The sequence below is a fragment of the Actibacterium sp. D185-2 genome (assembly GCF_054954595.1).
Map to the genome: position 1 here is coordinate 23,546 of NZ_JBPWNX010000022.1, position 7,702 is coordinate 31,247.

Here is a 7,702-nt window from a genome sequence, read left to right on the forward strand (position 1 = left end):
CTATAATTTGATGAGGCGCTCCATGGCTGATGATGACGACTTCAAACCAAAGCTCGGCAAAATCCGCTCGCGCGGCTCCAAAAGCGGACGTAAATTTCTGCATAAGGTTCTAGCCGCATCGAACCTTGCGCGTGGCGGCGGTGGGGGCAGATCAAACTTCAGCGGCAGCCGGATCGGGCGCGGTGCGGGCGTTGGCCGCGTGCTTTCCAGCCGCGACCGTTATGCCGCCTTTCGTCAGCGCCGGGTCATCATCAAATCGCGCATCGTCAGGCTGGCCGGCAAGGGCATGAACGGCGCGCGGGCGCATCTGCGTTATATCCAGCGCGACGGCGTGACCCGCGAGGGCGAGCCGGGTCAGCTTTACAATGCGCTGGAGAATGAGGCCGACGGCAAGACTTTTCTCGACCGTGCCGAGGATGACCGCCACCAGTTCCGTTTCATCGTGGCGCCTGAGGATGGCATCGAATATGACGACCTGAAACCGCTGACCCGCCGTTTGATGTCGCAGATGGAAGAGGATCTTGGCACGAAGCTCGATTGGGCGGCGGTCGATCATTTCAACACCGGCCATCCGCACACGCATATCATGCTGCGCGGCAAGGATGATCAGGGTCACGATCTGATCATCGCCCGGGACTATATCACCACCGGCATGCGCGAGCGCGCTGCGGAACTAGTCAGTCTCGATCTTGGGCCGCGCACAGACCGCGAGATCGAGAACCGGCTGCGCCATGAGGTCGAGCAGGAACGGCTGACCAGCATCGACCGCCGCCTCATGCGCGAAATGGACGAGAACGGCATCGTTTCCGCTATCGACCGCAACGCTTTCCAGCAGACATTGCGTGCAGGCCGATTGAAGAAGCTCGCACGTCTTGGCCTTGCCGAAGAACTTCGCCCAAGCCAATGGCGGCTGGAAGCGGGATTGGAGGATACGCTGCGCCGCATGGGCGAACGCGGTGACATCATCAAGACCCTGCACCGCGAGATGGCGGCCAAAGACATCGCCCGCAGCCCGGCGGATTATACGATCCATGATCCCGTCGATCCGCATACGAAGCCCGTCACCGGGCGCGTGATGGCGCGGGGCCTGTCGGATGAGATAAACGACCGGCATTATCTGATCGTCGATGCCACGGATGGGCGCTCCCATTATATCGACATCGGCAAAGGTGAGGCGACCGAGCCGACGCCCGAAGGCAATATCATCCGCGTTGCGTCCAAAAGCATAGAGCCGCGCAAGGTGGACCGCACCATCGCCGAAATCGCGGCAGCCAACGGCGGGCGCTACAATATCGACATTCACCTGAAACACGATCCCCGCGCCACCGAGAATTTTGCCGAAACCCATGTCCGGCGACTGGAAGCGATCCGCCGCGCCACCGATAGCATCGAACGCGAGCCGAACGGCACGTGGATCATCGCGCCCGACCATCTTGACCGCGTGGCCGATTACGAACGCGGGCGGGCCAAGGCCGCGCCGGTCATCGTGGAAAAGCTATCGCACCTCACCCTTGATCAGCAGATCGGTTCAGACGGCGCAACATGGCTCGACCGCGAACTCGTCTCCAGCCAGCCGGAAACCACCCGCGATTCCGGCTTTGGCCGCGACCTGCGTGAGGCCCAGTCCCGCCGTCGTCAATGGCTGATCGCGGAAGGTCTGGCGCGCGAAGAGCAGGGCAGCACGATCTACCGCGCCAACATGCTCACCACCCTGCGCCGCCGTGAACTAACCCGCATTGCCGGACAACTCTCCGAACAACTCGGCCTCGCCTATGCCGAAACCCGTCCCGGCGACCAAGTGGAAGGCACGTTACGCCGCTCGCTCGAACTCGCCAGCGGCAAATACGCCGTCATCGAAAAATCCCGCGAGTTCACCCTCGTCCCCTGGCGCTCCGTCCTCGATCGCCATATCGATCAGCACGTCTCAGGCGTCATGCGCGCCGACGGCATCTCCTGGACCATAGGACGACAACGCGGGCTGGGGATTTCGTGAACATTCTCGGAGATGATGGCCTATCGCGATCTGACCCGGATCTACGGCTAAGGAAGGTGATGACTTCGGTGGTACGACGCCGCCGTCCATCTATGACCCTCCATCAAATGGATCGCGGCCCCCATAGAATGATTGCGGCGCCGACCAGACAAACCGCAGCACCGGTCACGTCCCAGCGGTCAGGCCGTTGGAATTCCGCCGCCCAAAGCCAGAACAGCGAAGCCGTGATGTAGACGCCGCCATAGGCAGCGTAGGCACGGCCCGCGAAATCGCTGTCGATGCGCGTCAGCAGCCAGGCGAAGAGCGTGAGACTGGCCATGCCGGGAACGAGCCAGAGCGGCGAGCGGTCCAGACGCAACCAAGCCCAGAAGGCGAAGCAGCCGGCAATTTCCGCCAGTGCTGCGCCGATATAGATTGCGAGTGTCGCCATCACGATGCCAGCGCCTCTAAGACCGGGCATTCAGGCACGTCCTCGCCGGAGCATTGCGCGGCGGTCGCCGCCAGCACTTTTTCGATGCGCCGGAGGTCAGCGATCTTGGCGCGGACATCGGTAAGATGCCGCTCGGTCCGCTCCTTCACCTCGGCGCAAGTCTGGGTGCCGCCATCGACAAGGTCGAGCAGGCCGCGGATCTGCTCGATGGAAAAGCCGAGTTCGCGGGCGCGCAGGATGAAGCGCAGCCGCGATACGTGGGCTTCGTCATAGACGCGGTAACCCGATGCTGTGCGCGGTGGATCGGGCATCATGCCGGTCTTCTCGTAATAGCGGATGGTTTCGAGATTGCAGCCTGTGCGCCTTGCCAGTTCGGCGCGCTGCAATGTCTTTCCGGAAACGTGATCGGTCATCTCAAAATTCCTCTTGAGTCTGTAGTTGCTACAGACTGTAGCTTGCTTTCAATTGAACTTCGAGGACAAACCGCATGAGCAATACGGAAATCGAAACGACAATGCCGGATGCGGCGTTGGAAACCAGCGATCGGCGCAAGGGCTGGTTTGCAACCGGCGGCGTCATCGGCGCAATCCTTGCCTCCACCTGCTGCATTGCACCGCTTGTGCTGCTGACACTTGGAATATCCGGCGCGTGGATCGGAAACCTCACCGCGCTTGAACCTTACAAGCCGATTTTTGCGGGCATAGCGCTCGTCTTCATCGGGCTCGGCTTTCGGCAGGTCTATTTCAACGCCAAACCGGCCTGCGAGGACGGCTCCTACTGCGCCCGTCCCGAATCCGCTCTCATCACCAAATCCGCCCTGTGGCTCTCGACCGTACTGGTCGTTCTGGCGCTGACCATCAACTGGTGGGCTCCGTTTTTCTATTAAGGAGAAGACCCCAATGAAACCGACGTTCTTTGTTGCTGCCGGATTGCTTGCTCTAGGCATATCCGGACTACCTCTCGTCGCCACTATCGTGTCGCCGGTCCTTGTTTCGGCGGCTCAGGCGGCTTCGAGCGAACAGACTGTCACTTTCGATGTGCCGGGCATGACCTGTGCGCTCTGTCCCGTCACGGTGAGAAAGGCGATGGAGAGCGTTGAGGGTGTTCGACTGGTGACGGTCGATTTCGGGGCCAGGACGGCGACCGTCGTGTTCGATCCGTCCGTGACGAGTATCGATTTCATTGCTGCCGCCTCGGCCAATGCCGGATACCCGGCGGCAGTGAAAGGCTAAGTCCGATGAAGGACACGACGATCCTCAAGACAGGCATTATCGGGTCGGTCGTTGCGGCGATCTGTTGCGCGACACCGCTCCTGGTCATTGCGCTCGGCGCCTTTGGCTTGTCGGCCTGGCTCGGTTGGGTCGATTATGTGCTCATTCCATCGCTTGTCCTCTTCCTCGCGATCACTGCCTATGGGCTCTGGCTGCGGCACCGGGCAGCGGCGTGTTGCGCCTCTGAAATACAATCGAACAAGGAAAGTGACTGACATGAACGACTGCTGCGCGCCGCGCGCTGACCGCACCTACGATCTTTCCGTTATCGGGGCCGGCTCGGCGGGCTTCTCTGCCGCGATCACGGCCGCCGGAGAGGGGGCGAAGGTCGCCCTCATCGGGGCCGGCACAATCGGCGGTACCTGTGTCAATGTCGGCTGCGTGCCCTCCAAGACCATGATCCGCGCCGCCGAGGCGGTGCATGGCACTTACAGGGCAGGCCGGTTTCCCGGGCTTGCCGGAGAGGCCCATGTCAGTGATTGGCGCGCACTGATCGCGGCCAAGGACGATCTGGTCGGGACGCTCAGGCAGAAGAAATATATCGATCTGCTGCCCGAATATGATGGCGTCGCATATCTGGAAGGCGCCGCACGCCTCAGTGACTCGGGTGGGGGGGCATGCGTGCTGGTGGACGGAAGCCCGATCAGCACCGGTAAGATCATCATCGCCACGGGTACATCGCCGGCGATTCCTTCCATCCCCGGCATGGAGCGTGTTCCTTACCTCACCAGCACCACTGCGCTGGAGCTTAGGGAACAGCCGCGCTCGCTTCTGGTCATCGGTGGTGGCTATATCGGCTGCGAACTGGCGCAGATGTTCGCGCGCCTCGGCACTAGGGTGACGCTCGTCACGCGCTCGCGCCTGTTGCCTGAGGCGGAATCAGAAATAGCCGAGGCGCTTACCGGCTATCTGGCCAACGAAGGCATCGCCATTCGCACTGGCCTCAGCTATTCCGGGATCGAACAGCAAGACGGTGAAGTCACGCTGACCATTGATGTGGATGGTCGCGCCGAGACGCTGACCGCCGAAAAGGTCCTTGTGACCACCGGACGCGTGCCCAACACCACCGGTCTCGGCTTGTCGGAAGGCGGCGTGGAACTGAACCATAATGGCGGTGTTGTCGTCGATGACCGGATGCGCACTTCACGCGAAGGCGTCTATGCCGCCGGCGACGTCACCGGGCGCGACCAGTTCGTCTATATGGCTGCCTATGGCGCCAAGCTCGCCGCGAAGAACGCTTTGAACGGCGACCGCCTCACCTATGACAATACCGTCATGCCATGGGTGGTGTTCACCGATCCGCAGGTTGCCGGTGTCGGCCTTTCGGAAAATCAGGCCGTTGAGCGCGGGTTCGAGGCCAAGACATCGGTTGCACCGCTGGATCAGGTCCCGCGTGCGCTGGCCGCCCGCGATACACGCGGGCTGATTAAACTTGTCGCGGATGCAAAATCGGACCGGTTTCTGGGTGCCCAAATTCTCGCTCCCGAGGGTGCCGACAGCATCCAGACCATGGTGCTGGCGATCAAGTATGGAATGACCACAAAGGAGTTGGGTGAGACGATTTTTCCCTATCTCACCACCGTGGAAGGGCTCAAACTCGCTGCCCAAGGCTTCGACAAGGACGTCGCAAAGCTCTCCTGCTGCGCGGGGTGACCGGGCCGGTTCTGTTGGTCAAGGTGACAGCACTCTCTTTTTTGCCGTGTTGACCGCAGATCGGCGTACATAAAGGCTATAAGCGGTATTAGCAGCCCGCGCGATACTGGCTCCGTTTGTCTTATCGAAGAACGGAGCCATCGCCATGACCCCCACCAAACTCCTCATCGGCCAGATCGCTATCGTGTTCGCTATCGTCATCCTGGGCGTGTGGGCGGCGACGCAGTGGTGTGCGGACATGCTGGGCTATCAAGCGCAGTTGGGCAACCCGTGGTTCGTGCTGTTCGGCTGGCCGGTTTATGAACCCTGGAAGCTGTTTCAATGGTGGTATTTCTACGAAGCCTATGCGCCCGAGGTGTTCGACAAGGCGGGCATGTTGGCCGGGGCGTCTGGCTTCATGGGCTGCGCGGCGGCGGTGGTCGGCTCGTTGTGGCGGGCGCGGCAGAGCCGGTTGGTGACGACATATGGTTCTTCGCGCTGGGCCTTGAAGGGGGAGATGAGGAAGGCCGGGCTGTTTCGGTCGGCAGGCGTGTTTCTCGGTCAGTTTCAGGAAAAATACCTGCGTCATGACGGGCCGGAGCACGTCATGGCTTTCGCGCCGACGCGCTCGGGCAAGGGCGTCGGGCTGGTCGTGCCGACGCTTTTGTCCTGGACCGGATCGGCGGTGATCCACGATATCAAGGGCGAAAACTGGCAATTGACCGCCGGCTGGCGCACCAAGTTCTCCCATTGCCTGCTGTTCAACCCGACCGACCCGCGCTCAGCGCGTTACAATCCGCTGCTCGAAGTGCGCAAGGGAGCGGACGAGGTCCGCGACGTCCAGAATATTGCCGACATCCTCGTCGATCCCGAAGGCGCGCTCGAACGCCGGAACCATTGGGAGAAGACCAGCCATGCGTTGCTGGTGGGTGCGATCCTGCATGTGCTTTATGCCGAGGAAGAAAAAACGCTGGCGCGCGTCGCGACTTTTCTGTCTGACCCGACACGGTCTTTTCCAGCAACGCTGAGGCGGATGATGGAGACCAATCATCTGGGAACGGAGGAAAATCCGCAGGTGCATCCGGTGGTGGCGTCGGCGGCCCGCGAGGTGCTGAACAAATCCGAGAATGAGCGTTCAGGTGTCTTGTCCACTGCCATGTCGTTCCTTGGGCTGTATCGTGATCCGACCGTGGCGGCGGCGACCGCGGCCTGTGACTGGCGCATCGCCGATCTGATGGACGCCAAACATCCCGTCTCGCTTTATCTCGTGGTGCCGCCGTCGGATATTTCGCGGACGAAACCTCTGGTGCGGTTGATTCTCAATCAGATCGGGCGGCGGCTGACCGAGCGGCTTGAAGGTGACCCGAGGAAGTCGCGCAAACACCAGCTTTTGATGATGCTGGATGAGTTCCCCGCTTTGGGACGGCTCGATTTCTTCGAGACGGCCTTGGCCTTTATGGCGGGATACGGCATCCGCGCCTATCTGATCGCCCAGAGCCTCAACCAGATTTCCAAAGCCTATGGTGAGAATAACGCCATCCTCGATAACTGCCATGTGCGGATTGCTTTCAGCAGCAATGACGAGCGTACCGCCAAGCGGATTTCCGATGCGCTGGGCACAGCCACCGAACTGCGCGCCATGCGCAATTATGCCGGCCACCGGCTGGCACCCTGGCTCAGCCATGTCATGGTCAGCCGCCAGGAGACAGCGCGGCCCTTGCTGACCCCTGGTGAGGTCATGCAGCTTCCGCCGACGGATGAGTTGGTGCTGATCTCCGGCCTTGCGCCGATCCGCGCGAACAAACTCAGATATTATGAGGATGAGAATTTCACCGAGTGGGTGCTGCCCGCGCCGAAACTGGCCGATGGCGATTATGCCGACAAGCCTGAAACGCGACCAGATGATTGGGGCAAGCAAGTGCGCAAGGCTGACACGCGGCTTGCCGCTCAAGATGATGCAAAATCGATCTCCACCGACGAAGGCGGGATGCAGCAACAGCGCCATCCGGGAATGGGCGAGGAAATTGTTAAAACCACTGAGCCCGAGCAGGGCGAATTGCCGAACCTCTTGGATGATGATTCTGACAGCACTGCCGATAAGAACATGATCGATCGCGCCGCCACACCCGCGCGCGCCTATGGTGTCAACGAAGCCATGGGGCCGGACAGGGATCTGCTGGACGGGTTTTGAGTAAGATCCCGCAAGTGATCGTGCGTCGTCGTGCATAAAGGATATAAGAGATTTCAGCGGCTTAGAGGGAGTGTCATGAACTCTGTGTATCTGGTTTGGCCCATGCGGGTTTCAGATACGGTCACGCGTTGAAGCGCTCATCGAACATGATAGCGAACTGATTGCGGGCGGCAAACCATTCCCGG

At 60.9% G+C, this 7,702-nt stretch carries 8 protein-coding genes; 6 read left to right on the forward strand and 2 right to left on the reverse strand.

The features are described from left to right. Positions 1-22: 22 nt before the first annotated feature. Entirely contained in the window at positions 23-1,993 is a 1,971-nt protein-coding gene (rlxS, locus tag ACSR1C_RS18930) for a relaxase/mobilization nuclease RlxS (RefSeq protein WP_460260671.1), read from the forward strand. 103 nt (positions 1,994-2,096) lie between these two features. Here rlxS and ACSR1C_RS18935 read toward each other — a convergent pair whose 3' ends face one another. Beyond that, positions 2,097-2,423, reverse strand: coding sequence for a YnfA family protein (locus ACSR1C_RS18935; protein ID WP_460260672.1), 327 nt, complete (start codon positions 2,421-2,423; stop codon positions 2,097-2,099). Next, entirely contained in the window at positions 2,423-2,836 is a 414-nt protein-coding gene (locus tag ACSR1C_RS18940) for a MerR family transcriptional regulator (protein ID WP_460260673.1), read from the reverse strand. Before ACSR1C_RS18940 ends, ACSR1C_RS18935 begins: the two co-directional genes overlap by 1 nt. 74 nt (positions 2,837-2,910) lie before the next feature. Between ACSR1C_RS18940 and ACSR1C_RS18945 the strand changes: the two genes are divergently transcribed. From ACSR1C_RS18945 to ACSR1C_RS18965, 5 genes are all read left to right on the forward strand, one after another. Next, positions 2,911-3,309 carry a mercuric transporter MerT family protein gene (locus ACSR1C_RS18945; RefSeq protein WP_460260674.1) on the forward strand — a complete coding sequence of 133 codons (399 nt, stop codon included), beginning with the start codon at positions 2,911-2,913 and terminating at the stop codon, positions 3,307-3,309. Positions 3,310-3,322: 13 nt separating this feature from the next. After that, positions 3,323-3,655, forward strand: coding sequence for a heavy-metal-associated domain-containing protein (locus tag ACSR1C_RS18950; protein WP_460260675.1), 333 nt, complete (start codon positions 3,323-3,325; stop codon positions 3,653-3,655). Positions 3,656-3,660: 5 nt separating this feature from the next. Then, complete coding sequence (gene merF, locus ACSR1C_RS18955) at positions 3,661-3,909, forward strand: mercury resistance system transport protein MerF (protein WP_460260676.1); 249 nt, start codon at positions 3,661-3,663, stop codon at positions 3,907-3,909. A 1-nt stretch (position 3,910) separates the two neighbouring features. Beyond that, positions 3,911-5,347, forward strand: a complete 1,437-nt coding sequence (gene merA, locus ACSR1C_RS18960) for a mercury(II) reductase (RefSeq protein WP_460260677.1) — start codon at positions 3,911-3,913, stop codon at positions 5,345-5,347. Between the two features lie 145 nt (positions 5,348-5,492). Continuing rightward, positions 5,493-7,517, forward strand: a complete 2,025-nt coding sequence (locus tag ACSR1C_RS18965) for a conjugal transfer protein TraG (protein WP_460260678.1) — start codon at positions 5,493-5,495, stop codon at positions 7,515-7,517. Positions 7,518-7,702: the final 185 nt, after the last annotated feature.

Bases quoted from the DNA above. Each gene is read 5' to 3' on its own strand.
- rlxS (WP_460260671.1), top strand. From the start codon at position 23: ATGGCTGATGATGACGACTTCAAACCAAAGCTCGGCAAAATCCGCTCG.
- ACSR1C_RS18935 (WP_460260672.1), bottom strand. From the start codon at position 2,423: ATGGCGACACTCGCAATCTATATCGGCGCAGCACTGGCGGAAATTGCC.
- ACSR1C_RS18940 (WP_460260673.1), bottom strand. From the start codon at position 2,836: ATGACCGATCACGTTTCCGGAAAGACATTGCAGCGCGCCGAACTGGCA.
- ACSR1C_RS18945 (WP_460260674.1), top strand. From the start codon at position 2,911: ATGAGCAATACGGAAATCGAAACGACAATGCCGGATGCGGCGTTGGAA.
- ACSR1C_RS18950 (WP_460260675.1), top strand. From the start codon at position 3,323: ATGAAACCGACGTTCTTTGTTGCTGCCGGATTGCTTGCTCTAGGCATA.
- merF (WP_460260676.1), top strand. From the start codon at position 3,661: ATGAAGGACACGACGATCCTCAAGACAGGCATTATCGGGTCGGTCGTT.
- merA (WP_460260677.1), top strand. From the start codon at position 3,911: ATGAACGACTGCTGCGCGCCGCGCGCTGACCGCACCTACGATCTTTCC.
- ACSR1C_RS18965 (WP_460260678.1), top strand. From the start codon at position 5,493: ATGACCCCCACCAAACTCCTCATCGGCCAGATCGCTATCGTGTTCGCT.